The following is a 23,998-nucleotide window of genomic DNA, read 5'->3' as shown; positions in this document are numbered from 1 at the left end:
CACTTCACTCCGGGGCATGGCAGACGGCTTCGACATTGTTGCCGTCGGGGTCGAAGACAAAGGCGCCATAGTAGTTCGCGTGATAGTGCGGACGAAGGCCCGGCCCACCATTATCCCTGCCGCCGGCGGCGATGGCGGCGGCGTGGAAGGCATCGACTTCAGCGCGGCTGCGCGCGGTGAAGGCGACATGCTGGCGGTCCTTCGGCTTGTCCTTGCCTCGATGCAGCCAGAACACCGGCCGGTCGCGGCCATAGCCGCCGACCATGGCGCCACCGGTGTATTCCTGCGGCACCATGTAGAGCAGCGAGGCACCGAGCGGCGCCATCGCCCTGTCGTAGAAAGCTTTCGACACGTCGAAATCGGAAACGGTGATGCCAAGATGGTCGATCATGGAACTACCTCCCTTGCTGTTTCGCCGGCCGGCATTTCGGCAGCGGCCAGAACGGCCTCGATGACGATGTGCTGGCAGACGTTGTCGATGTCGCGAATGACGTCGTCGTTCCAGAAACGCAGGATGGTCCAGCCGCTGGCCTTCAAGTAGGCGCTTCGTGCCACGTCACGCTCGACGTTTTCGGGATCCGCGTGCTGGCTGCCGTCAACCTCGACGATCAAGTTGTGTGTCGGACAGGCAAAATCAACAATGTACGGTCCGATCGGCACCTGCCGGCGAAAGCCAAGCCCCATCAATCGATGTGCGCGAAGCTCGTTCCAAAGTTTCAACTCGGCGTCGGTCATCACATGACGCATGGATTTTGCATTCTTGCGCTGGCGCGATGGAACGAGGTCGTGACCCATTAGGCACCCTCGTCTTCGTGATTGGCGAAAGCATCGATGATGGCCGATCTCCCCCCTTGCGGGGGAGATGCCCGGCAGGGCAGAGGGGGGTGCTGTCCCTCCAGCCTATCAACCGATCGCAGCCACGCCCTCGGGCTGGTTTCCGGTTGCGAATGGGAGACATCGAATGTTGGCGATCCTTCCCACCCCCCTCTGTCCTGCCGGACATCTCCCCCGCAAGGGGGGAGATCGGCCGTCGCCGGCGCTTTCGCCAACCGTCCGCCAACCCCTCTCATCGCTTTACCTCCCACGACGTCACGCGCTCGCCGGTGGCGGGGTCCTTGCCGTCCTTCAGTTGCACGCCCTGCGCCAAAAGCTCGTCGCGAATGCGGTCGGCCTGGGCCCAGTTCTTGGCGGCGATCAGTTCCAGGCGCCTGGCGATGGCCCTGGCGATGGCATCTTCATCGACCTTGGCCGGCGCAACTTCAAAGCCGAGGAACGACAGTGCCGCCTTCAGCGAAGCGGCAGCATCGTTGCCCGCGGCGGCGTTGCCGCCACCGGCAGCATTGGAATCCACAGCCTCGCCGGCCAGTTGCGTCAGCACCTGGAACGCGGAATAGGTTGCGAGATCGTCCGACAAGGCTTCCACCACTTCGACCGGCAATTGCTTGGCCGCCGCCGGTGCCAGGTCCGCCGCCCGCTTCCATTTGCGCAGTGTATTTTCCGCCTCTTCCAGCTTGCGCACGGAAAAGTCGATCGGCTCGCGATAATGCGTCATCAGCATCGCCAGCCTGAGCACCTCGCCCGGCCACTTGCGGCCGCCAAAGGTCTCCGTCTCCAGCAACTCGTTGATCGAGTAGAAGTTGCCCAGGCTCTTGGACATCTTCTGCCCCTCGACCTGCAGGAAGCCGTTGTGCATCCACACTTTTGCCATCACATCGGTGCCGTGGGCGCAGCGCGACTGTGCAATTTCATTCTCGTGGTGCGGGAAGATCAGGTCGAGCCCGCCGCCATGAATGTCGAAGACCTCGCCGAGATAGGCGGCCGACATCGCCGAGCACTCGATGTGCCAGCCCGGCCGGCCCCTGCCCCACTGGCTGTCCCAGCCCGGCTCTTCCGGCGAGGACAGCTTCCACAGCACGAAATCGCCAGGGCTCTTCTTGTGCGCATCGACGGCAACGCGAGCGCCGGCCTGCTGCTCGTCGAGATTGCGTTTCGACAATTGGCCGTAGTCCGGCATCGAAGCTGTGTCGAACAGAACTTCGCCTGCCGCAACATAGGCATGGCCGCGTTCGATCAAGCGTTGAATCAAGGAGATCATGTCGACTTTGCCATCTGCGCGCGGCTCGACGAATTCAGTGGCGCACGGCTCGACCGTAGGTTGCAGGCAGCCGAGCGTCGCCACATCCTTGTGGAACTGGTCAGCGGTCTTTTCGGTGACCCGCCGGATCGCCTCGTTCAGCGACAGCTTTCCCGAGGCAATCTCAGTGCCGAAATCGCGCAGTGCGCGGTCGTTGATCTTGTCGTCGACATCCGTGATGTTGCGCACATAGGTGACGTGCGCTTGCCCGTAGAGATGGCGCAGCAGACGAAACAGCACGTCGAAGACGATCACCGGCCGCGCGTTGCCGATATGGGCAAAGTCGTAGACCGTCGGGCCGCAGACATACATGCGCACATTGCGCGGATCGATCGGGAAGAAATCCTCCTTAGTCCGCGTCAGCGTGTTGTAGAGGCGCAGGCCCTTCGATGCGTCAGACATTCGTGCCTTCCCGGTGCGTTACTTTTTGGTTGGGGCCACTTGCGCCGAGACGCAAATCAGCCACCAGCCTGCTGGCCGGGGCGTTTGTCCACTCTAGAAGGAAGATAGGCGAAAACGTCCGGACCAGCGCGAAGCTAGCCAATAATGCAGATGCCACAAATGGCGAAAGACGTTCTCATGAGCGGCTTTATCGCCTCAGCCAGTGTTGCCGTCAAGTCGCAACTTACGGCAAAAGAGCCGCTGGATCACAGGTAATGACGCGGCGAAACATTTTATTAAACATCTCGGCACAGTCATGAAACATTCACCGGCTAGATCAGCAGATGTCACGATTTGGTCGGATTCGACCAGCAAACGCGGACACGAAGACGTTACCAGGGAAGAGAAAAATGCCTCGAGCCAAGCACGACTCCAGCAGCGCCAAGCAACCGGCGCTCGCCAGCCAATACCGGGCGATCGGCCCGGCCGCGATCGTCGCCGCCCTTCTCCACACAGCGAAGAAGAAGAAGCCGGTGCAGAAGATCACCTCGCCGCGCGCTGCCTGATGTGACGTGCGGCCGGCGGGTTCGCCAGGAAATGGCAGCGCCGGCAATGAAGGCGCTGAAGCGCCCCAGAAAATAGCAGCTACTGCTGGAACAAGCTCATCTGACTGTCGTCGGCGCCCGGCTTCCGGCGCCTGGCCTTCTCGAACTCCGGCCACCTTTCCTGAATCTCCGGCCCGGTGTTGGCGACCTTGTTGACGAGGTCGGAAACCGGGACGGCCTCGAAAAAATCGAGTTGTGCCGGTCTGAGCAGGTCGGCCACGTCGCGCGGCTCGCGCGTGCGGCAATCCAGCCAGCGGGCGAAATCCTGCGGATCTATCACCACCGGCATGCGGTCGTGGATATGGGCAATGTCGGCATTGGCGTTGACGGTCAGGATGGCGCCGGTGTCCATCTCCGAGCCGCCCGGCTCGGCATAGGTCTCGATCAGTCCGGCGAAGGCGACAAGCCCGCCTTGCTTCGGCCGCACCCAATAGGGCTGTCCCCGCTTGCCGCCTGATTGACGCCATTCGTAGAAGCCGGAAGCCGGCACCAAAGCGCGGCGATGGCGCATGGCGGCGCGAAACGAGGCCTTTTGCGCTGCTCCCTCCGCGCGCGCGTTGAACAGTAACGGAAACTCACGCGTGTCCTTCACCCACGCCGGGATCAACCCCCAGCGCACCAGCATCGGCTGCCGGTCTTGCAGGTTCGAGTCTGGCAGGTTCGAGCCTGGCGCTCGCGGCAAGCCTGCAATCGCCATCAGCACCGGCTGCGTCGGTGCGATGTTGTAGCGGGGCGGGAAATCCTCCAGTTCTGGCAGACCGAGAAAAGCGGCGGACCGGTCCGGCGTGGCGGTCAAGGCGAAGCGTCCGCACATAAGCTGAAACTCGTTGGATTGGTCGGATGTGAAGGTGGCGATGGAACCGGCGTTGCGCAACCGCTAATGCTTGCTCTCGCCGACCGGTCCACAACCGGCTGCGGCAAATGGCGATCGGAGATCCATGGACGAGATGCGCAAAATACTCCCGGCTGTATCGGTCGCCATTGTCCGCGGCGACACGGTGCTGCTGGTCAAGCGGGCGCGGCAGCCTTCGCAAGGATTCTACGCGTTTCCAGGCGGCAAGGTCGAGGCCGGCGAAACGCTGGAACAAGCCGCGCAGCGCGAATTGCTGGAGGAAACCGGGTTGCATGCGCACAACTACCGCCGCCTTCGGGAAATCCACATCGACGGCGGCAGCGACGGGCACCCGGTCGACTATCTGCTGACGGTATTCGGCGCCACCTATGCCGGCGGCGAGCCCGTGGCCAGCGACGACGCCGAGACCGCCGCCTTTTATACACTCAGTGAAATGACGGCGCTGCCGATTGCCGCTTCGGTGTTTGCCGTTGCCGACGAATTGCTCAGGAATACAGGCGCGTAACCTCCAAATCGCCTTGCAGGCGACAAATTGTTTGGCCACATAGATTTATGATCCGCGCATCGGTTTTCCTTGCAGCTTGCCTCGCCGCCAGTACGGCAATCGGGGCGCGGCCGGCCATGGCCGCCGAGTCGCCGTTCGAGCCGGGGCTGATGCGGCTGGCCGAGGTGCTTGGGTCGCTGCATTTCCTGCGTAACCTGTGCGGCGAGAAGGGCGACCAATGGCGGGTCGAGATGGAGAAGCTGATTGCTTCGGAAAACCCGAACCCGGAGCGGCGCGCCCGCTTCATCGCCAGCTTCAACCGCGGCTACCGCTCCTTTGGCGGCACCTACACACAGTGTACCGCCTCGGCGACCGAAGCCATCAGCCGCTACATGAAGGAAGGCGAGACGCTGTCGCGCGACATCGCCTCGCGCTACGGCAACTGAGCCTGGCTCCCCCTGCTTGTGTCCCGGCCCGCTTGTGTCTGGAGGCGTCTTGGTGCAATTGTTGTGTTGCACTTCTGCAACGGTGTTAACAAAACATTACGGCGCGGATGTGGAATTAACTCAAACTGAAGGTTTTCATCCCGCTCGCCGGCCTAATCGGCTAAGTTTTGAATCGGATCGAACGCAGGTTTGCAAAACGTGACGAACCCTTGTCGAAACGACCCCAAAAATGTCGTATTTACAAGTACTTACTTAACCTGCGAGTAAAAGGGACAGCCCAAGCCTGATCCGCATCCGGCGGATCGCCGCTTGAGAAGGGTGGACATCGCAATGGAACATGGCGTCAACGACATCGACGCGCTGGTCAGGGAAGAAAAGCGCCTGACTGCAGTGGAAAGCCACAGCGAGGCCTGGGCGGAAGGGCTTTCGGCCGGAATCGAGACGGAAATCATCGCCGAGGCGGCCCTCGAAACCGCGTTCGGCGAGATGCTGCGCGCCAATGGCGAGACCTCGGCCCTTGCCTTGCTCGACCGCATGCGTGAAAAGGTGATAGCTGGGGCCTTCGAGCCGGGACGGCTGCGGCACTGACTGGCATCAGGCTCTTCAATGACGGCGTGCCGCTTGGGCGTCATGCCCCTGGCACCTGGGCGGGCCTGGGCACCTGTAAGGGCTCGGGCAGCTGGACGGAATCATGGAGAGGCAGGCGGTGAATTTTTCGACGTCAGGCCAGCCGCGTGGCTTGGCCCTCAGCATCCAGCTTGCCGCTTTTTGCGCCGCGTTTCCGCTGGCGCTTTGCCTCGCAATCAGCCCCGCCTATGCTTTGAGTGAAATCAAGCGCGAGGACCTGCCCTCGCCAGTCACGCCGCCCGCCGACGACGACATGTCGCCGCCCGGAACCGCGGTGCCGACGCCCGGCCCGCTCGGCGCGACGCCGCCTGCGGCCAGCCAACCGACGCCGCCCGACGAACGGCAACAGGTCGAACCGGGCGGACCAACTGACGATGGCGGCACAGCCAATCCGCAAGCCGACCCGGATGAACCCTTGCCCGAGGTCGTCTACGATCTCGGCAAGCTGCCGGAGCCGGTCAGGCGCATGCACGATCTGATTATCGGGGCCTGCAAAAGCGGCGACATCGAAAAACTCCGGCCGCTGATCGGCCAGGGCGATGCGATGACCCAATTGTCGCTGAGCGAGATCGAAGGCGACCCGATCACCTTCCTGAAAGGGCTTTCGGGTGACACGGAAGGCCAGGAAATCCTCGCCATCCTGGAAGAGGTGCTCAGTGCCGGCTATGTCCATGTCGATGTCGGCACGCCGCAGGAGCTCTATGTCTGGCCATATTTCTTCGCGCTGCCGCTGGACAAGCTCGACGCCAGGCAGCGGGTCGAGCTGTTCAAGATCGTCACCGCCGGCGACTATGACAGCATGAAGCAGTTCGGCGCCTACATCTTCTACCGCGTCGGCATCACCCCGGATGGACAGTGGACGTTCTTCGTCGCCGGAGACTGAGCGGCATAGCCTCTCCTACCTCAAGCCCGCCCAGAGCATCGGAGCGAATGCCGGTTTTGGGAAAATCCGATGCTCAAACAGAAGATAAGCGGCGGGACGATGCGATTTGAAAGTCCGCCGCTCTATACCGCCAGCGCCTCGGAAAACTCCACCGCACTGCCCTGTCCGGGGGTGACGATCTCGCCTTCCCACATTACGCGCCGGCCGCGCACGATCGTGCCGACCGGCCAGCCGGTGACTTGCCGGCCGTCGTAGGGCGTCCAGCCGGCCTTCGAGCCTGCCTGCGCATTGGTGATGGTCTCGCGGCGCTTCAGGTCGACGATCGTGAAATCGGCGTCGTAGCCGGCGGCGATGCGGCCTTTCCTGGCCGTGCCGAAGATACGCTGCGGGCCGTGGCTGGACAGGTCGACGAAACGCTGCAACGTCAGCCGGCCGGCATTGACGTGATCGAGCATGATCGGCACCAGCGTCTGCACGCCGGTCATGCCCGACGGCGAGGCCGGGTAGGGTTTCGCCTTCTCGGCCAGCGTGTGCGGGGCGTGGTCGGAACCCAGCACATCGACAATGCCTTGCACAATGCCGCGCCAGATGCCGTCGCGGTGGCGCGATGCGCGCACCGGCGGGTTCATCTGGATCAGCGTGCCAAGCTGCGCATAATCGCCCGCGCTCAGCGTCAGATGATGCGGCGTCGCCTCGCAGGTCGCGACGTCCTTGTGCTGTTCGAGGAAGACAATCTCCTCGGCGGTCGAGATGTGCAGCACGTGGATGCGGGCGCGAACCTGGCGCGCAATGCGCACCAGGCGCTCGGTGCAGCGTAAGGCGGCGATCTCGTCGCGCCACACAGGATGCGAGGCCGGGTCGCCCTCGATGCGTTCGCCGAGCCGCTCGCGCAGCCGGAATTCGTCCTCGGAATGGAAGGCCGCACGGCGGCGCGTATTCCTCAGGATCGAGGCAACGCTTTCATCGTCCTCGACCAAAAGGTCACCGGTCGACGAGCCCATGAACACTTTTATGCCGGCAGCACCGGGTAGCCGCTCAAGGTCGCCGGCGTCCTTTGCGTTCTCGCGGGTGCCACCGACCCAGAAGGCAAAGTCGCAATGCATGCGGCCGGTGGCACGCCGAACCTTGTCGGCAAGCGCTGCTTCGCTGGTGGTCAGCGGGTTGGTGTTGGGCATCTCGAAGACGGCGGTGACGCCGCCCAGCGCCGCTGCCCGCGAACCTGTCTCCAGATCTTCCTTGTGCTCCAGCCCCGGCTCGCGGAAATGCACCTGGCTGTCGACGACGCCCGGCAGGATGTGCAGGCCGCGACAGTCGACCGTTTCGCCAGCGGAAGCCTGGCCGAGATCGCCGATAGCGGCGATGCGCCCGCCGTTGATGCCGATGTCGCGCCGGCCTTCGCCGTCGTGGTTGACCACCGTGCCGCCTGTCAGGATGAGGTCGTAGGTCGTGGCCATGCTGATCCGGTCTCTTGCGGGGGGAGTGCCAGCGGCTTACGTAATGGCCGACCGTTTTGCAAGATCAGGTTGTTTTCCGCCCATGCCCTTTGCCCAGTTGAAAGACCGCGCGCTCGTTTCCGTCTCAGGCCCGGATGCCGAGAGTTTTTTGCAGAACATTCTGACCACCGACCTCGACGCGCTGGCTGCCGGCCAGGCAAAGCCGGGCGCTTTGCTGACGCCGCAAGGCAAGATTCTGTTTGACTTCCTGATCTCCCGCGCTGGCGAGAATTTGTTCCGCCTCGAATGCCGATCCGATATATCAGACGATTTCATACGCCGGCTGATGCTCTACAAATTGCGCGCCAAGGTCGAGATCGCCAAGGCAGATCAGGGACTTGTCGCTGTTGTTTGGGGGGATGATTCAACTGCTTCGCAGTTTGATTCAACGCCGGTTGCCGATGCACGGTTCCGCGACGCAGTCGTCAATCGCTTTTATGGCGCCGCTGCCGCCGGCGGCGACCCGGCCGCATGGCAAGCTCTGCGCATCGCCCACGGGATTGCCGAAAGTGGCAGCGACTATCAGCTCGGCGACGCCTTCCCGCATGATGTGCTGCTCGACGAGATCGGCGGCGTCGGCTTCAGGAAGGGTTGCTATGTCGGCCAGGAGGTGGTTTCGCGGATGCAGCATCGCGGCACCGTCAGACGGCGGGTGCTGATCGTTTCGGCCGAACGGCCCCTCCCCGCTCCCGGCACAGATTTGACAGTTGCAGGGCGACCGGTCGGCACGCTTGGCACGGCCGCCGGCACGGCGGGCCTCGCCATAGCCCGCATCGACCGCGTTAAGGCAGCGCTCGAAGCCGGCCAGCCGATCATGGCGGATGACGTCCCGGTGTCGCTCACCATCCCGGCCTGGGCGAAATTCATCTTCCCGCAGGAACCCGTCGGCGCGGAGGAGGCCTGATGGCGGCCGACCGTCCCGGCGCGCCGCCGCGCGCCTGGCAGCGCATGCTGTCGGGCCGGCGGCTCGATCTGCTCGACCCCTCGCCGCTCGACATCGAAATTTCGGACATCGCCCATGGGCTTGCCCGCGTCGCCCGCTGGAATGGCCAAACCATCGGCGATCACGCCTTTTCCGTCGCCCAGCATTCGCTGCTGGTCGAGGCGCTTTTCGGCGAGCTGGTGCCGGACGCCCCAGCCGATGCGCGGCTGGCGGCTTTGCTGCACGACGCTCCGGAATATGTCATCGGCGACATGATCTCACCGTTCAAATCGGTGATGGGCGGCAGCTACAAGGAGTGCGAGCTGAGGCTGCAGCGTGCCATCCATCTGCGCTTTTTGCTGCCGGTCGAACCGGTTGCGGGCCTGCGCAAGGAGATCAAGCGCGCCGACCAGATCGCCGCCTATTTCGAGGCGACGCTGCTTGCCGGTTTTTCGACCGCCGAGGCGACCGAATTCTTCGGCCGGCCGCGCGGCTTCAATGCCGACCGCTTCGATTTCACCCCGCGTTCGGTGACCTGGGCGCAAAACGCGTTTCTCAAACGGTATGCGGCAATCGAGAAATCGCGGCGCCAAACAGTGCAGCCGGCCGACTGAAAAACGCTGAGGGATACAGCGCCGTGTTCGGGCGGGGAGCCGAAGGTGTGAGCCTGCCGCGACGAATAGAAGGCTGGGACGTCGATCGGATAGAACCCCTGCTACCGTCCCTGTCGGTCGAGCCGCTCCAGGAACCACTGCGTCAGCCGCACCCAGACCTCATCTTTTTCGCCAGAGTCCTCCCAGCCATGGTCGAGGTTGGGATTGTCGTTGACCTCTATGACGAAGACACCGTCCTTGGTCTCTTTGAGGTCGACGCCGTAGAGGCCATCGCCGATGCAGCGCGCCGCCCTCACCGCCGTCTCGACGACATGGGCCGGCGCCTCCTTCAAGGTGAAGGTCTTGATGCCGCCTTGGTCGGGCTTGCCGTTGGCCTTGTGGTTGACGATCTGCCAGTGCTTCTTGGCCATCAGGTAGTGCACGGCAAACAGAGGCTGGCCGCCGAGCACGCCGACGCGCCAGTCATATTGGGTCGGAATGAATTTCTGTGCGATCAGGAGATCGGAATCCTCCAGCCATTCGGTGGCAAGCGTCTTCAGCTCCTCAAAGGTAGCGCATTTCTTGACTCCGCGTGAAAACGACGAGTCCGGGATTTTCAGAACCAGCGGAAAGCCCAGCGTCTGCGCCGCCACTTCAAGGTCGGAGATGCCGGCGATCATCACCGTCGGCGGAACCGGCACCTTGTTGTAGGTCATCAGCTCGTTGAGATAGACCTTGTTGGTGCAGCGGATCATCGACAGCGGATCGTCGATGACCGGCATGCCTTCCTGCTGGGCGCGGCGCGCGAAGCGGTAGGTGTGATTGGAGATCGAAGTCGTCTCGCGGATGAACAGCGCGTCGTAGTTGGCGAGCTTGGCCAGATCCTTTTTGGTGATCGGCTCGATTTCGACGCCCATCTTCTCGGCGATCTTGGCCCAATAGCGTAGCGACGAGATCTCCGATGGCGGCAACTCCTCATGCGGATCGACCAGCGTGGCGAAGGTGTAGCGCGCCGGCGTGCGGCCCTTGGTGTCACGCCACTCGCGGCTGGTGTAGGTCTCGAGGCTTTGAAGAAAGCGCTTTTCTTCCTCCTCGGTCATCCTGGCCAGCGGATGGAAGCCGATCTTGCGGATCGAGGCCCATTCAGCGCTGTCCGTGATGTGGACTTCCAACGCCGGCGCCCGGAACCAGTCGAACAAAAGCTTGGCGAAGCGATCCCATATCCTCGACGAGCCGATGCCGAAGAAGATGCAGACTTTTTGCGGAAAGGCTCCGCCCAGATCCTTGCGGCATTTGTTGAGCGCGAGTTCCAGCTCGGGCAGCGCATGCTCGTAGAGCTTGCGCTCGGACAGGTCGATCATCGTCTCGACCGTCGGAATGACCTTGTGACCGCGCGAACCGGCGAGCAGCGAGGCATAGTAGCCGCGGCTTTGGTAGCCGTAATTGTTCGACAGGTTGATGACTTTCGGCCGCTGGCCGCGAAATAGCGCTGGATGCGCGAGATAGTCGCGATTGGTGATGATCTTGTGCGGAGTCGCCACCTGATCGAGATCGTTCTGCCGGCCGGTAAGGATGACCCAGGTCATTGTCTTCAGCGCTTTCCGAGGATTATGGCGGCACGCAATCCATCGCGGCCGAATTGCGCCATGTTCATGAAGATGCCGTAAGGCACCGGAATGTTGGCGGCATCAAGGATGGTCTCCTGTCTCTCGTCTTCGACCCAGGGATCGTGGATCAGGATATGGTCACCATCGTCGCCGATGGCCAGCACCCAGTGCGGAACCTTCTTGCCGAACATAAGGAAGCCGCTGATCAGGACCAACACCAGTTTTCCTTCTGCGATTGCGGTGCGGATATCGTCGATGGCGAATGGACGGTAATTCACCGGGATGCCGTAACGTTCCGCGCGCCGGCGAAAGTCGACCTGCGCCAGTTCCATCACGCGCCGCTTGTCTTGGCTGCGCACCGACTGCAGGAACAGCGCACCATGGAAGGAGACATATATCTCGGCAGAGAGCCCGCTTTCGTGGCCGGCAACGGCGAGGCCGAACGGCTCGCAGCCGCCCGGCCCCGACATCATGAAAACGGTGGTCGACTCGCGCCACAAACGGATTTCCATCACCGGGTCGGGCACGAAGCCGGCATCGAAATTGGCCATCGCCATCATCAGGCAGCACGGGCCGCAGGTGAATTCGCAGGTCTGCTGGTAGAACGGCACCCTGGTGGCGACCGGAATGTCGCCGCGCAGGGTCTTTTCGTAGCGCAGCGCCGTGGCGCCGTCCTCGTAATAGCCCGGTTCGCGGCCGATCTTGCGGTAGCCGCTCTGCTCGTAAATGCGGATGGCTCGGCTGTTGTCCTCGCGCACCTCGAGACGCAGCATCATGCGGTTGTGCTCGAAGGCGGCTTCCTCGGCCCGGTCAAGCAGCATGCGGCCAATGCCGAGCCCGCCGAAAAGCGGACCGGTGGCAATGGAATAGAGCCGCGCGACTCCGCTGCCCTTGCGAAACAGCACGACCGCATAGCCGGCGATGCGGCCGTCGTTTTCGGCAACCAGCATCTCGGCGGTCTCGCGTTCGATCAACTGACGAAAGGAACGGCGGGAAATGCGGTCGCCAGAGAAAACAGCTTTTTCGATCGCCGCGAGGTCATCGACGTCGGACGCGCGGGCCGTGCGAATCTCGGCAGGCATGCGGGCTTGGAAAACCTCGATTGGATTCTTGGAAAGGCCTGGTCAGAAGTGTCGACAACACAGCCGAAGCGCCAGCATCCGTCAAGCGCTATCGCACCTCGATTCGGGCTGAATTGTGACAGTTTCGGCGGCGCATGACCCCCAAAAAATCGAAATCGATTTTCGAAAAGGATGATGCGCAAATTAAAGTGATACAGCGTCCTTTGCGTGTCCAAAGACGCGGCGCTGTAGACGCAAGCTTTGAAAAACAGCGCAGCTCAGCTGGCAAGCCCGGCGACAAGCTGGCTGTAGGCGCTCTTCGCCACTGCAGTCAGCTGCGCGCGCGGCAGCGAGCCGACGACGGCGCAGCCATAGCCCTTGTCCAACCAGTAGATCGCCTCGGGGCCGTCTTCTTCCGATCCATAAGTGCCCTTGGTCTTCTCGGCCGATTCCGCTGTGACGAACAGCGAGATGCGCTCGCCCTTGGCGTCCTCATAAAGCAACATCGCGGCCTTGCTCTCGCCAGCGGGCAGCAGCCGACCGCCGACGAGCTGGAATCCTTGCGCCGCCAGATCCGGTGCGACCAGCTTCAGGCCGACCCTATTGGACAGCCAGGTCTGCAGATGATCCTTGTCGCTGGCCGGCACTTCCACAGCATGCCGCTGCTCGGCGGCATAGAGGACATGGGCTGCGATCGCCTGCTCGACGAGTTGGTCCTCGGCCGGATCTTCCACACCGAGATGGTCGATGCCGGCGACATAACCGCCAACACCGCCGATGGCCAGCATCGCCGCTGCGGCAGCCGCCCGCCACCAGCGCGAGCTCGATGCCGCCGTCTTGACCGGCGCCTCGCCGAACACGATATTTTGCAACCGCGCCGGCACCGGCTCGTCGACCACGCCGGCGAAGGCGGCGCGCAGTGCTGCGCGGTCGGCGACATAGCGGACGCTCCTCGCCTTCATTTCAGGATTGGCCTCGAGCCAGGCATCATAAGCCACGCGCTCGTCAACCGGCAGCTCGTCATCGAGGGCCATATGGATGTCGCGTTCGGAAAAGTCGCGCCGGGTCATTTCTCGACGATCCTTATCGCCCGGCGACGCGCGGCATCATCCAGCAACCCGCGCAACTCGTCACGCCCGCGCGCGATGCGCGACATCAGCGTGCCGGCCGGGACGCCGAGGATATTGGCGGCCTCGGCATAGGAAAAGCCTTCGATGGCGACCATGACCAGTGCTGCGCGCCGATCGGGGCTGATCGCCTGCAACGCGTCGATGATCTCGCGCGAGGCGATGCTCTCCACCTGCTCAGCGGGCGCTGCCTGCGCCTCGCGCGCTTCCAGCGGCAGGATCGCTGCTTCGCCGCGCCGGTTCACCTTGCGCATCTGGTCGATGAACAAATGATGCATGATCGTAAACAGCCACCTCCTGGGGCTTTCTCCAGTCTGCCAATTGTCGAGCCGCACAAGCGCCCGTTCGAGACAGTCCTGAACGAGATCGTCGGCGGAATCGCGATCGCGCAGCAGCGAGCGCGCATAACGGCGCAGGCGTGGTATCTCGCCCAGGATTGCTGCCTTCTTGTCGTCCATGACCGCTGGTTCTGAGGTCGCCTTTGTTCATCCGATTGAACGCGCCTTCACGGCGCGGCGCAAGCGGCCAACGCGAAGCGGTCCGCCGCCCGGCCACCCAAGCAACAAGATAACGCTGGCGCGGACTGGTTTATTCCCGGTGGGATTGAGAGGGAAGGCAGAGTCGTGGCATGTGCCGGAAAGCGCAGCGATCTACAATCGAGCCGTCGAGTTCCTTCGCATCCCCCAGCGCTGCGGAATCCCACGCCGTATTGGCACTCACAGTTGAACCGCCCGGATCGGGCTCGCCAACGTCAGTCTTCCCATGCCTCGTGCGGTGAATGCCTTCATGTCGAAGTTGGGGTCGGATGGCCCCAACGCGGCACACTTCTCCTGCCACACCGCAATCCTGTCACGCAAAGGCTTGCGGGCGTGGTTACGCTCAAGTTCATGCAAGAGTGCAATCCGCACTGCTTCCGTTTTACTGGCAGCGTTGATCTCGCACTGCAATTTTGCGGCCAGCGCACCCACTTCTTTGTCGCGAATATAGAGAGGCACTTTTGAATATCTCCTGCTGAACGTTCAAACTATTCCATTTTATTGGACATTCAAACAGACGATCCCTTAGGTTCCTCTCGCCGCTCTTGTCAGCAGTCGCTGATAAAACAGGCCGATGCCGATCAGCACTGCGCCAAGGCCGATGAAGGACAGCGCCCTCAGCACGCCTTCCAGTTCCGACATGTCGAAGAGGAACACCTTCAACACGGCGACCGAGATCAGGGCGGCCGACGCAACGCGCAGCACCTGCGACTTCAGCCAGACGCCGGCGGTTAGCAGCGCCACGCCGATGATCAGCCACAGCGCGGAATAGGTGTAGGTCTCGAGCTGGCCGAGGCCACTCCACAGGCCGATGAACTCGCCCTTGAACAGCCGCCGCACCGATAGCGTCGCATAGACGAAGGCGAGCAGCGCCGCCACCAGCGCCAGCATCGGGGCATACCATTTCGGCCGCTTGTCGCGGGCGTAGAGCGCGAGCCCCCCGGCAGCGAGGGCCGGCAAGAGATAGGCGAGGAACAGCAGGTTGAACACCGGGATCCGGCCAGTCGATTCGTCGGTAAACAGCGGGTTCAGCGCCACAAAATGCTGGATGACGATGAAGGCGACCGAGACGACGCCCGCGGCAAGCGAACCATAGCGCAGCACCAAGCTTGGCGAGCGCATGTCGATGGCGACCAGGATTGCGCCGGCGCCGATGGCGATCAAAGTGTAGATCGCCTGCTCGGCGAGCGTCGCAGCACCCATGTCGATGACGCCGCCATGCATGGCATGGCGCACCAATATGGCAACCGTGAGCACTGCAAACAGTGCTGCGCCCGCTTCCATGGCGAGGCGTGGCCGGCCATTTGTGGTGCGGGCGAGTTGCCAGGCGGCGAAGCCGAAGGCAAGCGCCGGCACGCCGTAGCCCGGCAGCAGCCAGTTGAACACCGGCGTCCTCGACAGGAATTCAGCGCCGACGATTGTCGGATCGAAGGCAATGCGGCCGAGCACCGCGATGACCGCAGCGACCGAAATCCAGCCGAGCACCGGATAGGCGCGCCAGCGGGTGGCCAGCGCCGGCACGATGGCCGCGGCACCCAGAAGCATGGTCGTCCAGCCGGACCCAAAGGCCATGTAGAGCATCAGCAAGGCAGCGACTGCTGCCCCGCCAAGCGCGAACGAGACGGCCGCACCGCCCTGCAGCGGCGGCTGTTCACCGCGCGCAATCCACTCGCCGCCGGTGGCGAAGACCCCCACCAGAATGGCTGCAACCGCCGCGTAGACAAGATCGCGGTCGAGATTGCCGAAGGTGAACCAGAGCGCCAACAGAGTGACCAGCGGTGCGACAACACCCCATGCCGCCCATGAGGCGGCGCGGATGTGAGCCGATGCAGCAAATTTGCGCGCTGCCCAGAAGCCGGCTGCGATGAACACAAGTCCGAGAAAGATGCCGATCCTGAGCATCAGCGTGTCGGCAACTGCCGCCGGCAGGCCATCGACGCCGAGAGCGCCACCCGAAAAGTATGAAACGACAGAGGTTGGCGGAATGATGCCGAGATAGACCAGAACCGTCGCCAGCCCTGCGGCGTGCAGAAGCGCCAGCGCCAGCGGCCGGTAGAGCGCTACCGCGACCAGAGCTGCGATAAGGGCTGCACCCGGCAGAGCATCGCCGGCAGCGTATGCGGGGTCGACGAACAGCGCCATCGCCGCAAGGCCGACGAAGAAGCCAGGCGCGACCGATGGCCAGTCGAAGCCCCTGGCGGGTTCTGCTTCGCCACCGCGACGGCCGAGCCAGACGAGGGCGAGCACCGCCAGGGTCACCGCATTGATAAAGAGGACGACAGGCAGGTTGGTGCCCGGCGCATCGGTCATGTAAAGAATGGTCCAGAGGCCGGTGCCGACGAACGCTGCCGCCATCAGCAATTTCCAGTCGCGCAGGCGGGCGATCACACCGGTAGCGGCGAGCACAATCGCCAAATAGCCGAACAGCGCCCAAGGATTCGGTGCCTGCGAGGCGACCAACATGGGCGTCACCACCGCGCCGAGCAGGCCGACGCCGGCCAGCGCCTGGCCATGGACGAGGGCTGCTGCGATCGTCGCCACACCGATGGCGCCGAGCAGCGTGAAGGCGAGCGCCGGCCCGATGAAGCCGTAGACGCCCTGCGCGGCATAAACCGTGCCGAAAAGGATGAAAGCACCGGCCGCCGTCAGGATCGCCGGAATATAGGCGCCGGCGACGCCCTGCACCGGAACCTTGAAGCCGGTACGGCGGATGAACTCGCCGACGGCAACCAGCACCAGCCCGAGCATTGCTGCCATGCTCAGCCGCACGCCGGGACCGAAAATGCCGGCCTCGATAGTGTAGCGGATCAGAAACAGCCCGCCCAGCGCCAGCGCGATGCCGCCGACCCAGACCGCCCAGCGGGTGCCGAGCGCCGTTTCAATGTCGGGTTTTTGGGCCGCTTTCGCCGTCGCTGCGGCCGGTGGCGCAGGTGCAGATCCAGCCGGCGCCGCTTCGCCCCCAGCCCACGGTCCGGATGCGGCCTCCCCGGCTTCAACTTCTATGGACGGCTTTTCCTCAGCTTCGCCCGCCGCTGGCGGGGCAATGTCGGTCACGGCTGCAACTGCCGCGTCTGCCGGCATGCTGTCGTTTGCGGCCTGTTCTACCGGCTTGGGCTGCGGCGGGCCAACATGGACGCCCGAAAGCACGAGGCTGCGCAGCGCGCCAATTTCGCGCTCGATCAGGCCGATGCGGCTCTGCTGGCGCGAGATAATGACGAACAGCGCGATGATCGCGACGAGGCCGATCAGGCTTTCGAACATGGCGGTTCCCCCAAACCAAGCCAGTAGTGACCGACAAATACGGCGGCCAGACGGCCAGCCGAGTCAGCCCGCCGCCCAGATTGGCGGCCGGAAGATCGAGCACGTTTCGGTGCCGAAAGCCAGCGGCAGCGCCTTGTGTTTGTTGTCGATAATGCGCTGGAGCAATTCCAGGCCGGTATATTCAGCGATGCCGAGGCGGAGCGGCGACACCCGGCCGGGATAGAGTTCCGCTTCACTCATGTAACGGTCTCTCCCCCGATCACCTTGTGCAGCGCATGGTGCTTGCGTAGGGCGGCGAGGAAGCCGGTGCGGGCGCCGGGCGCCTCGATCCCGCGCGGCTCGTAGACATGGCGGGCAAAAAAGAAGCCGGTCAGCCGGAAGGCGTCCTCGATCGCCGCCGGATCGGCGTGCAGCCCGGAGCCGCGCTGCAGGAATGCGGGGAGCACCAGCATCTTGTCGCGCCATGGCGCGCCGGCCTGGCGCGACACGGCGCGCCCGGACTTCGGCGAGACATAGGCAAGGTCCTGCCTGGCGCCGGTCGCGGCACACTGGCTGAGATCGAGGCCGAAGCCGAGTTCGTCGAGAATCAGCAATTCGAAGCGCGCCACCAACTCGCCGGCGGCGTCCGCATCGTCGAGATGGGCGATCATCACGGCCAGCGTCTCGTAGAGGCCGTCATGCGCGTCGCGCTCGGGCAGCAGGCGCAGATGCGCCGCCATGGTCTGCAGCCCATAGATGGCGACGGCGCTGTCCATGAGCCGGGCGGCGTTCATCTCGATCGCCTCGGCCTGGAAGGTGCCCAGATGCTCGTCGAGTCGCGCCCGCCACAACAGGTCGACGCGGTTGCCGGGCTGCAGAACCGGCTGCTGCTTGCGCGAGCGGCCGCCGCGCACAAGGCCGAGGTGGCGGCCGTGCGCACGCGTCATGACCTCAAGAATGGCGCTGGTTTCGCCATGCTTGCGGGTGCCGAGAATAATTCCCTCGTCGCGCCATTCCATGAACGCAGCTTGTCACCGCTTCGGTGGCGAAATCAAGTTTTTCAGGCGCTGTGTCGGTGCCCTCCGCGGCGGTCCGCGCTGAGGTGATCGGCAAGCACTTCATCGATCACGCGTCGCGACTTTTCAACCTCAATTGGATTGATGTCTATATGGCCGGCGACCGTAATCAGCGCTTTCCATAGCGTCCAGCCACGGCCCCGCGCCCAGGTAGCCTCATCGGCCTGAAGACCGGCGCGAAACACCTCTCGGCTTTTCCCTTTGAAGAGCGTCCACGCAATCGCCAAGTCGCACGAGGGATCGCCCACGCCCGAAGTCCCGAAGTCGATCACCGCGCTCAAAGCACCTTGCCTGACCAACAGGTTTCCCCAACTGACGTCGCCGTGGAACCAGACGGGCGCGCCGTGCCATGTCGCGGCAAGCGCTGCTTCCCACACCGCACTCGCGGCGACCGTATCGATCCTGCCATCGAGCGCTGCAATTGCTTGCCGGGTCTCACCGTCATAGACGCTCAGTGGTCCGCCGCGAAAAAAATTGTGCTGCCCTGGCGCCGGTCCACCGGCGGGATCGATCCGTTGCAGGGCGACCAGGAACTGGGCCAGGCCGGCCGCGAATTGCGGCAGGCTGGCAATACGCTCCAGCGTCGCCGTCTCGCCTTCGATCCAGCGGTAGACGGACCAGTGCCAGGGATAGTCGTCGGCCGGGGCTCCCATCGCCAGCGGGACAGCGACAGGCAGCGGCAGCAGAGGCGCAAGCCTTGGCAGCCAGCGATGTTCCTTTTCGACCTGCAAGGCATAGGCGGCCGCACTCGGCAGCCTCACCAGCATGTGGTCTCCGAGATGAAAGGTCCTGTTGTCCCATCCGCCTGATGCAACCGGCCGGACAGCAAGATCCTTCCATCGGGGAAATTGCGTGGCGACCAACCGGCTCACGAGGGCTGTATCGATAGTGACTTCTTGTTCGAGCATGATCTTTCCGAAAACCGGCTCCCACTTTTCGGGAACATGCTCTAATGCGGAAAATCCAGCCCCATCTCGCGATAGCGCTCGGGGTCGTCGCCCCAGTTCTCGCGCACCTTGACGAACAGGAAAAGATGCACCTTCTGTTCGAGGATACCGGATATCTCCATGCGTGCCGCCTGGCCGATGGCACGGATCGTCTCGCCCTTGTGGCCGAGCACGATCTTCTTCTGGCTGTCACGCTCGACATAGATGGTCTGGTCGATGCGCACCGAGCCGTCCTTCTTCTCTTCCCATTTCTCGGTCTCGATATGGGAGGAATAGGGCAGTTCCTGATGCAGCCTGAGATAGAGCTTTTCGCGGGTGATCTCGGCCGCCAGCTGACGCATCGGCAGGTCGGAGATCTGGTCTTCCGGGTAATACCAGGGGCCGGCAGGCAGGGTTTCCGAGAGATAGTCGAGCACGTCCTTGCAGCCCGACCCGGTTAGCGCCGAGACCATGAAGGTGCGCTTGAACGGCACTCTTTCATTCGCTGCCGCGGACAGGGCCAGCAGCGCCTCGGGCTTGACCCGGTCGACCTTGTTGAGGATCAGCACCATCGGCTGGCGGACAACCTTCAGCCGTTCGAGGATCGCGTCGGCGTCGCCCCTGATGCCGCGCTCGGCGTCGATCAGCAGCAGCACGATGTCGGCGTCCTTGGCGCTGCCCCAGGCGGTCGTCACCATCGCCGTGTCCAACCGCCGCTTCGGCTTGAAGATGCCCGGCGTGTCGACGAAGACGATCTGTGCGTTGTTGTGGATGGCGATGCCGCGCACGATGGCGCGCGTCGTCTGCACCTTGTGGGTGACGATCGACACCTTGGCGCCGACCAGTTGGTTGACCAGCGTCGATTTCCCCGCATTGGGCGCGCCGATCAGCGCGACGAAGCCGGAATGCGTGGTGGCGGCTTCTGTTGCCGGCGGGACGTCTTCGGTGGCGGTCATGCCGCGCTCCCCTTATTTAGCCAGACGCCTTCGCGCAACAGCAGCGCAGTCGCGGCGGTTTGCTCGGCCTCGCGCTTGGAGCGCCCGCTGCCGGTCGCCGGCGGATAGGCGCCGACCTTGACGGTGACGGTGAACAGCGGATCGTGGTCCGGTCCCTCGCGGCTGTCAATTATGTAGACCGGCACGGCGCCTGCCGCCTGATGCGCCCACTCCTGCAACTCGGTCTTGGCATCGCGGCGGGCGGCGCCGATGGCCTGCGAGCGCGGCCGCCAGTATTTGTGGATGAAGGCGCGGGCCGCCTCCAGCCCGCCGTCGAGATAGAGCACGGCGATCAGCGATTCCAGCGCATCAGCCCGCAGATTGACGCGTTTGCGCCCGTCCAGGCCGCGTACGTCCGAGCCGGCACGGATCAACTCCGGCAGGCCGATCTCCTCGGCGATGTCCGCCAGCACCTCGGCATTGACCAGCGCGTTGAGCCGGAGCGACAGCTCACCTTCGGCAGCGTCAGGATACGCCGCCAGCAGCATGTCGGCGACGACCAGGCCGAGGACGCGGTCGCCCAGGAATTCGAAACGCTCATAGTCGATGCCGGCATGGCTGCTGCGGGCGCTGGCATGGGTCAGCGCGCGCTGCAAGCGCTGGCGGTCGGCAAAGGCGTGGCCGGTGCGCTCCATGAGCGCTTCGGCGAGCGCGTCGACGGTCAGCCGTTTTGTCGCCACCATGACCTATCTGACGAAATGGAGCAGGCGCGACGCGCGCATCTGCGACGGCCATTTCCAGATTTCGAGCGGGCTGGCGCTGCCACCGATCGAGAAGAAGATGAGGTTGGCGCGACCGACCAGGTTCTCGTCGGGCACGAAACCGACGGTGAAGCGGCTGTCCGAGGAATTGTCTCTGTTGTCGCCCATCATGAAATAGTGGCCGGGCGGCACGTCGAATTCCTGGGTGTTGTCACCGATCGAGTTGGGTATCAGGTCGAGCGTGTCAAAGCTGACGCCATTCGGCAATGTCTCGCGATAGACGTCGACCGGCCCGCTCTCCTCGGTGATGTCGCGATTGTCGATCTGCCCGACCTTCTGGCGCTGCACGCCGACGCCGTTGATGAAGAGCTGGCCATCCTTGACCTGGATCTTGTCGCCCGGCAGGCCGACGACGCGCTTGATGTAGTCGACGGAGGGGTCCGGCGGGAACTTGAACACCGCCACGTCGCCGCGCTTCGGCTCGGCGCCCCAGATGCGGCCCGAAAACAGGTCCGGCCCGAACGGCAGCGAATAGCGCGAGAAGCCATAGGACCATTTGGTGACGAAGAGATAGTCGCCCTCGAGCAAGGTCGGCCGCATCGACCCGGACGGGATAGAGAAGGGCTGGAAAAGAAGCGTGCGGATGACCAAAGCGAGCAACAGCGCCTGGACGATGACGCTGACGGTTTCGCCAAGCCCGCCGGATTTCTTCTGGGATTTTTCAGCCACGCTCATGTCGTCCTCGATTATGCGTTGGTTGGTATAGAGTCTCGGCGCGCGCTGGGCAACGTCATGCCGGTGGTCAGATGCGATCAATATGGCGCTTATTCGACGGGCATCGCCTCGATTATCACAAAGGCTTGAGCAAGCGGAAAATCATCGGTGATGGTGAGGTGGATCGCCGCTCTGTGCCCTTCAGGCAGGATCTTGTCCAACTGCGCCGCCGCCCCGCCGGTCAACGCCATGGTCGGCTTGCCGCTGGCCAGATTGACGACACCCATGTCGCGCCAGAACACCCCTTGCGCCATACCGGTGCCCAGCGCCTTGGCGCAGGCCTCCTTGGCAGCAAAACGCTTGGCATAAGAGGCGGCGCGGGCGCCGCGGTTTTCGGAGCGGGCCTGTTCGACCTCGGTGTAGATACGCTGGATGAAGCGCTGGCCATGGCGCTGCAGCGATTTTTCGATGCGTCTGATATCGATCAGGTCGCTGCCGATGCCAATGATCATTGGGCGGGAACTTCCCGTCCGGCCGTTCCAGCTCTGTTCATCAGGCGCATGGAGCGCGAGAAAGAGCGGCGTGGCCATACATGGAGACGCACCCGGTCGAGAAGACCATCAGGCTTGCGGCGTCGAAAAAGCACTCTGTCCCTGTCCTGATCCAATACGCCGGCCCGGCCACCCGCACGCCGGAAGGCAATCAAGGCTTCGATATAGCGACACCCAAGCCCCAAGACAACGAATCGCTGCCGCGATGGTCTGCCACAGGAGGTAACCAAATGCGACGGGTTCGCCTTGCCCCGAAGCAGCAAGTTGCATGGATGTCAGCTTGCGAGCGCCAAGCTTCAGCCGCAATCCTATAGTGCGCGGCCGGCGTTGCCGGTCTCGAAAACCCAGCCGTCGGGGTAATCCTCGGCAAAGCCAGCCTCGGGAATGAGCAGCTTAGCACGGTATGGCACTGTGGGAGCCTCGTAGATGTACTCGGTCTCACTCACACGATGGTAGCTTTGCGGCAGAACAACCAAACTCGACGCGCCAGCCACAAGCCAAGCCACCGGAAAATCCGCCTTGTCGCCGACCTTCAGGTTCATTCTGCGAATTTGTTGCAGGTTCGTCGCCGGCGTAAAGCTGTAGTCCAGGTCCACCATCGACTGAACCGCCGGCTGCCGCTGCCCATTGACAGTCCAGCCGGTCTCGTTGCGGATGCCGGTCTCGTTGCGGATTATTGTCAGATCGACTGACTGGGAACCGATGAACCCGCGAACGCTGCCGGATTTGGTCGTCCAATCTTCGGCCAGTTGCACAGTGTAGTCCAAACGTGCCGGGCCCGCATCCGACAGGTATACAGCGGCTCCATTCAAGTGCCAGCCGAGGTCTGTCTGCTTTAGCTGCACGACATCGTGCCCTGGTTCGTCCGTCCTGCGCCAGATAGCGAGTAGAGACATCTTTCACCTCTCGATGCGTTGTTCATCACCACGATCAATTTTTCGGCCGAGGTCGGATACGAGTTGCTGAAGGCTGCTCCCCAATATGACCAGGCTCACTCCGAGCAAGGCGACATCCTTGATCAGAAAGGCACCTAACCCGTTGAGGAAGGGAAACCCTCCGGAGCCCGTTTCCCAGATCGGCAGGGTGAGCATTGTCGAGGACGTCAGCGCGAAGATGACTGAACCGATGGCACCCCCCACGAGGCCAGCCCAGACGCTACGGACAGATGCTATCAGCAGAAGCGCTGTGACCAGTTCGACCACGCCCAGGAAGTAGGAGGCTCCCGCAGATCCGAATGCGGGATAGAGCCATGCCAGCCAAGGCGTATTCTCGACGAATGGCCTAAGTGCCTCGATCTCGATTGCGGTGAATTTCAAAATGCCGATCAACAGCAGAGGAAGCACCACCCCCAGAAGGGTTACCGCGCGACCCACGGCAGCAAGGTGGTAGCCAGCTTGATTGATGCGCGCCACGAACGGAGCGTTGGCGGTTGCAGAGGTAAACATGGCCTTCTCCTTTCGATTTGTATGCTCCAAGCATATAATAATTCGACCTTGATGTATATGCTCCGAGCATATATTTTTTGGCGATGACCGATTCCAGGATTGAAAATGTGATTGGCGCTCTAGCGCTCGCCTTTGCGGACATTTTGCAGCGGGACGCTCAGGCCAAAGCACCGGAGCCCGGCCCGGCGGCTTCCGCGATCACCCTCATTGGCCACGTACCGGGCCTGTCGATCGAGAGGCTGCGCCGCGCATTGTCACTGTCCCATTCGGGCACCGTCAGACTGGTCGATCGACTGGTCGCGGAGGGATTGGCGGCTCGGTTCTCGGCGCCTGACGACCATCGCGCGGTAGCGCTAAGGCTCACTCCTTTGGGCGAGACGACCTGCAGTGCTATTCTTTCCGCTCGCCAGAAAGGGCTCGCGTCAGCGCTCGCTGTTCTAAGTCAGGAGGAGCTGCAAGAATTCGGTAACCTTGCCGCCAAGCTGTTGCGTGGGCTCGTCAGCACCGAGGACCATGCATACCGTATTTGCCGGCTCTGCAACTATACCGCTTGCCAAGACTGCCCTGTGGAAGCGGAACTGGCCTGAGCTGTGGCTTT

Annotated in this window: 28 protein-coding genes; 8 read left to right on the top strand and 20 right to left on the bottom strand. The window is 63.1% G+C overall.

Features of this window, described 5'->3' with window-relative positions; translation table 11 throughout:
• Positions 1-4: 4 nt before the first annotated feature.
• The 3 genes from AC0L18_RS11600 to cysS form a co-directional block, all read right to left on the bottom strand.
• Complete coding sequence (locus tag AC0L18_RS11600) at positions 5-391, bottom strand: VOC family protein (RefSeq protein WP_473492288.1); 387 nt, start codon at positions 389-391, stop codon at positions 5-7.
• On the bottom strand, positions 388-795 hold the full coding sequence (locus tag AC0L18_RS11595; protein WP_473492287.1) for an endonuclease domain-containing protein: 408 nt from the start codon (positions 793-795) through the stop codon (positions 388-390). The genes AC0L18_RS11600 and AC0L18_RS11595 overlap by 4 nt, the downstream gene beginning before the upstream one ends.
• Before the next feature lie 271 nt (positions 796-1,066).
• Positions 1,067-2,536 (bottom strand): cysteine--tRNA ligase, encoded by a 1,470-nt coding sequence (gene cysS / locus AC0L18_RS11590; RefSeq protein ID WP_473492286.1) that lies wholly within the window; start codon positions 2,534-2,536, stop codon positions 1,067-1,069.
• Positions 2,537-2,925: 389 nt separating this feature from the next.
• Between cysS and AC0L18_RS11585 the strand changes: the two genes are divergently transcribed.
• Complete coding sequence (locus tag AC0L18_RS11585; protein WP_473492284.1) at positions 2,926-3,081, top strand: hypothetical protein; 156 nt, start codon at positions 2,926-2,928, stop codon at positions 3,079-3,081.
• A gap of 79 nt (positions 3,082-3,160) precedes the next feature.
• Here the strand turns inward: AC0L18_RS11585 and AC0L18_RS11580 are convergent, their stop codons facing one another.
• On the bottom strand, positions 3,161-3,934 hold the full coding sequence (locus AC0L18_RS11580) for an SOS response-associated peptidase (RefSeq protein WP_473492282.1): 774 nt from the start codon (positions 3,932-3,934) through the stop codon (positions 3,161-3,163).
• 124 nt (positions 3,935-4,058) lie between these two features.
• Here AC0L18_RS11580 and AC0L18_RS11575 point away from each other — a divergent pair, with 124 nt between their 5' ends.
• The 4 genes from AC0L18_RS11575 to AC0L18_RS11560 all read left to right on the top strand — a co-directional run bounded on the left by AC0L18_RS11575 (position 4,059) and on the right by AC0L18_RS11560 (position 6,413).
• Positions 4,059-4,478 (top strand): NUDIX hydrolase, encoded by a 420-nt coding sequence (locus AC0L18_RS11575; protein WP_023800745.1) that lies wholly within the window; start codon positions 4,059-4,061, stop codon positions 4,476-4,478.
• A gap of 47 nt (positions 4,479-4,525) precedes the next feature.
• Positions 4,526-4,903: a TIGR02301 family protein gene (locus AC0L18_RS11570; RefSeq protein WP_027152710.1), complete on the top strand. Its 378-nt coding sequence runs from the start codon at positions 4,526-4,528 to the stop codon at positions 4,901-4,903.
• Between the two features lie 330 nt (positions 4,904-5,233).
• Positions 5,234-5,491: a hypothetical protein gene (locus AC0L18_RS11565; RefSeq protein ID WP_023800747.1), complete on the top strand. Its 258-nt coding sequence runs from the start codon at positions 5,234-5,236 to the stop codon at positions 5,489-5,491.
• A gap of 118 nt (positions 5,492-5,609) precedes the next feature.
• The gene (locus tag AC0L18_RS11560) at positions 5,610-6,413 is read left to right on the top strand and encodes a hypothetical protein (protein ID WP_473492455.1); all 804 of its coding nucleotides are present in this window, start codon (positions 5,610-5,612) and stop codon (positions 6,411-6,413) included.
• Between the two features lie 122 nt (positions 6,414-6,535).
• On the opposite strand, the gene AC0L18_RS11555 is transcribed toward AC0L18_RS11560, so the two are convergent.
• The gene (locus AC0L18_RS11555) at positions 6,536-7,867 is read right to left on the bottom strand and encodes a dihydroorotase (protein WP_473492281.1); all 1,332 of its coding nucleotides are present in this window, start codon (positions 7,865-7,867) and stop codon (positions 6,536-6,538) included.
• Positions 7,868-7,949: 82 nt separating this feature from the next.
• On the opposite strand from AC0L18_RS11555, the gene ygfZ reads away from it, so the two are divergent.
• Together ygfZ and AC0L18_RS11545 are read left to right on the top strand one after the other, a co-directional pair.
• Positions 7,950-8,810: a CAF17-like 4Fe-4S cluster assembly/insertion protein YgfZ gene (ygfZ, locus tag AC0L18_RS11550; protein ID WP_473492279.1), complete on the top strand. Its 861-nt coding sequence runs from the start codon at positions 7,950-7,952 to the stop codon at positions 8,808-8,810.
• The gene (locus AC0L18_RS11545) at positions 8,810-9,442 is read left to right on the top strand and encodes an HD domain-containing protein (protein WP_128170814.1); all 633 of its coding nucleotides are present in this window, start codon (positions 8,810-8,812) and stop codon (positions 9,440-9,442) included. Before ygfZ ends, AC0L18_RS11545 begins: the two co-directional genes overlap by 1 nt.
• A gap of 101 nt (positions 9,443-9,543) precedes the next feature.
• Here AC0L18_RS11545 and AC0L18_RS11540 read toward each other — a convergent pair whose 3' ends face one another.
• From AC0L18_RS11540 to AC0L18_RS11470, 15 genes are all read right to left on the bottom strand, one after another.
• Positions 9,544-11,007 carry a RimK family protein gene (locus tag AC0L18_RS11540; RefSeq protein WP_473492278.1) on the bottom strand — a complete coding sequence of 488 codons (1,464 nt, stop codon included), beginning with the start codon at positions 11,005-11,007 and terminating at the stop codon, positions 9,544-9,546.
• A 5-nt stretch (positions 11,008-11,012) separates the two neighbouring features.
• Positions 11,013-12,110 carry a peptidase C39 family protein gene (locus AC0L18_RS11535; protein ID WP_473492277.1) on the bottom strand — a complete coding sequence of 366 codons (1,098 nt, stop codon included), beginning with the start codon at positions 12,108-12,110 and terminating at the stop codon, positions 11,013-11,015.
• 257 nt (positions 12,111-12,367) lie between these two features.
• Complete coding sequence (locus AC0L18_RS11530; protein ID WP_473492275.1) at positions 12,368-13,159, bottom strand: anti-sigma factor family protein; 792 nt, start codon at positions 13,157-13,159, stop codon at positions 12,368-12,370.
• Positions 13,156-13,674, bottom strand: coding sequence for a sigma-70 family RNA polymerase sigma factor (locus AC0L18_RS11525; RefSeq protein WP_128172707.1), 519 nt, complete (start codon positions 13,672-13,674; stop codon positions 13,156-13,158). Before AC0L18_RS11525 ends, AC0L18_RS11530 begins: the two co-directional genes overlap by 4 nt.
• Positions 13,675-13,932: 258 nt before the next feature.
• Positions 13,933-14,211 carry a type II toxin-antitoxin system VapB family antitoxin gene (locus AC0L18_RS11520; protein WP_473492273.1) on the bottom strand — a complete coding sequence of 93 codons (279 nt, stop codon included), beginning with the start codon at positions 14,209-14,211 and terminating at the stop codon, positions 13,933-13,935.
• 66 nt (positions 14,212-14,277) lie between these two features.
• The gene (locus tag AC0L18_RS11515) at positions 14,278-17,013 is read right to left on the bottom strand and encodes a DUF2339 domain-containing protein (RefSeq protein WP_473492271.1); all 2,736 of its coding nucleotides are present in this window, start codon (positions 17,011-17,013) and stop codon (positions 14,278-14,280) included.
• 63 nt (positions 17,014-17,076) lie between these two features.
• Positions 17,077-17,253 carry a hypothetical protein gene (locus tag AC0L18_RS11510; protein ID WP_473492270.1) on the bottom strand — a complete coding sequence of 59 codons (177 nt, stop codon included), beginning with the start codon at positions 17,251-17,253 and terminating at the stop codon, positions 17,077-17,079.
• Entirely contained in the window at positions 17,250-18,011 is a 762-nt protein-coding gene (recO, locus tag AC0L18_RS11505) for a DNA repair protein RecO (RefSeq protein WP_473492269.1), read from the bottom strand. Before recO ends, AC0L18_RS11510 begins: the two co-directional genes overlap by 4 nt.
• A gap of 41 nt (positions 18,012-18,052) precedes the next feature.
• Positions 18,053-18,976: an aminoglycoside phosphotransferase family protein gene (locus tag AC0L18_RS11500; RefSeq protein WP_473492268.1), complete on the bottom strand. Its 924-nt coding sequence runs from the start codon at positions 18,974-18,976 to the stop codon at positions 18,053-18,055.
• Positions 18,977-19,017: 41 nt separating this feature from the next.
• Positions 19,018-19,950 (bottom strand): GTPase Era, encoded by a 933-nt coding sequence (gene era / locus AC0L18_RS11495; protein WP_473492267.1) that lies wholly within the window; start codon positions 19,948-19,950, stop codon positions 19,018-19,020.
• Positions 19,947-20,672 carry a ribonuclease III gene (gene rnc / locus AC0L18_RS11490; protein ID WP_473492266.1) on the bottom strand — a complete coding sequence of 242 codons (726 nt, stop codon included), beginning with the start codon at positions 20,670-20,672 and terminating at the stop codon, positions 19,947-19,949. The genes era and rnc overlap by 4 nt, the downstream gene beginning before the upstream one ends.
• Positions 20,673-20,675: 3 nt before the next feature.
• Complete coding sequence (lepB, locus tag AC0L18_RS11485; RefSeq protein WP_473492265.1) at positions 20,676-21,425, bottom strand: signal peptidase I; 750 nt, start codon at positions 21,423-21,425, stop codon at positions 20,676-20,678.
• A gap of 89 nt (positions 21,426-21,514) precedes the next feature.
• Positions 21,515-21,916, bottom strand: a complete 402-nt coding sequence (gene acpS / locus AC0L18_RS11480; protein WP_236386542.1) for a holo-ACP synthase — start codon at positions 21,914-21,916, stop codon at positions 21,515-21,517.
• 347 nt (positions 21,917-22,263) lie between these two features.
• Positions 22,264-22,851: a putative glycolipid-binding domain-containing protein gene (locus AC0L18_RS11475; protein WP_473492264.1), complete on the bottom strand. Its 588-nt coding sequence runs from the start codon at positions 22,849-22,851 to the stop codon at positions 22,264-22,266.
• 3 nt (positions 22,852-22,854) lie between these two features.
• Positions 22,855-23,400, bottom strand: coding sequence for a DUF417 family protein (locus AC0L18_RS11470; protein ID WP_473492263.1), 546 nt, complete (start codon positions 23,398-23,400; stop codon positions 22,855-22,857).
• 83 nt (positions 23,401-23,483) lie between these two features.
• On the opposite strand from AC0L18_RS11470, the gene AC0L18_RS11465 reads away from it, so the two are divergent.
• Positions 23,484-23,987: a MarR family winged helix-turn-helix transcriptional regulator gene (locus AC0L18_RS11465; protein ID WP_473492454.1), complete on the top strand. Its 504-nt coding sequence runs from the start codon at positions 23,484-23,486 to the stop codon at positions 23,985-23,987.
• Positions 23,988-23,998 lie beyond the last annotated feature (11 nt).

Source organism: Mesorhizobium sp. WSM4819 (assembly GCF_055811215.1).
This window is presented reverse-complemented; position numbering and strand designations above follow the sequence as displayed.